Below are 1,369 nucleotides of genomic sequence, written 5' to 3' on the forward strand. Positions count from 1 at the left end.
TTCCTTCTCCCCTTGTGGGAGAAGGTGGCGCGATGTCCAGACCGGATAGATAGGTAACACAGTAGACCGGATGGATGGGTGACAGTTCTCTATCGGCTGGGAGGATCAGCCGATGCCTTGGCAAGAGAGCTGTGCAATGGACCTGCGGGTTAGCTTCATTTCGGATCAGCTAAGCGGCTTGTGGACGATGACGGAGCTTTGCGAGCGTTACGCAATCAGCCGCAAGACCGGTTACAAGTGGCGGGACCGCTACCGGTTGGAGGGGCCTAGCGGGCTTGAGGATCGTTCCCATGCCGCGCGAGTGCATGGGCGGGCGACGCCGCAGCACATTGTGGATGCGATTGTAGGGCTGCGGCTCGAGCGGCCGAGCTGGGGACCGCGCAAGATCGTCAGCAAGCTTGAGGCTCGCCAAGGGGATGTCGATTGGCCGTCGGCTTCGACGGCGGGCGAGATTCTCAAGCGGGCGGGACTGGTTGACGACCGCCGGGTCCGGCGACGGGCACCGCCGCGTATAGGACAACTGACAGTGCCTCAGCATGCCAACCATGTCTGGGCCCTCGATCACAAGGGCTGGATCCGGCTGGGCGACCGATCTCGCGTTGAGCCCTTCACGGTGACCGATGGCTTCAGCCGCTATTTGATTAGCCTGGCGGCGACGGGCAGCACGCAATATGCCGAGTGCCAACCCCTGCTGGAACGTGCGTTTCGCGAGTACGGCTTGCCGCAGATCATCCGCTCCGACAACGGCTCGCCGTTCGCCTCGACTGGGATCACTGGTCTGACCGCGCTGTCGGTATGGTGGATCAAGCTTGGCATCCGCCATGAACGGATTGATCCTGGCCATCCGCAGCAGAATGGCCGGCACGAGCGTTTCCACCTCACGCTTCTGGAGGCCATGCGGCCACCGCCACCGACCAGGGCCGCGCAAGCCCGCCGGTTCGCAGCATTTATGCGCGACTACAACGAAGAGCGGCCGCATGAGGCACTCGGGCAGCGTTCACCTGCCAGCGTCTATCAGCCTTCGTCCCGTGAGATGCCGCGGCGGCTTCCAGAGCCGGATTATCCGGTCGGAGCGGCGGTGCGCCAGGTTCGCTCCAACGGCGAGATCAAATGGCGTGGCGAGCTCATCCATCTTTGCAGCGCTCTCGCTGGCGAAACAGTTGCCGTGGCGGAAGCCGCCGACGGGCAATGGCAAGTGCGCTTCTTCAACGTGCCGATCGGCATCGTCGACCAGAAAACATCAACGCTGCGGCGCTGCGCTAGCGCAGCGCCGCAGCGGACCGAACCACGAACGACTGTTACCTATCCATCCGGTCTGTTTTGTTACCCATCCATCCGCTGGACAGCGAAGCGCCGGATGAGGGGTTCT

Annotated in this window: 1 protein-coding gene; it reads left to right on the forward strand. The window is 63.0% G+C overall.

All coding sequences use genetic code 11. The features are described 5' to 3' along the window. Positions 1-136: 136 nt before the first annotated feature. The coding region (locus tag EDE08_RS38145; protein WP_245525009.1) for an IS481 family transposase at positions 137-1,369 on the forward strand (1,233 nt) is incomplete at its 3' end.

The sequence above is a fragment of the Bradyrhizobium sp. R2.2-H genome (assembly GCF_004346455.1).
GTDB classification, from domain to species: Bacteria; Pseudomonadota; Alphaproteobacteria; order Rhizobiales; family Xanthobacteraceae; genus Bradyrhizobium; species Bradyrhizobium diversitatis.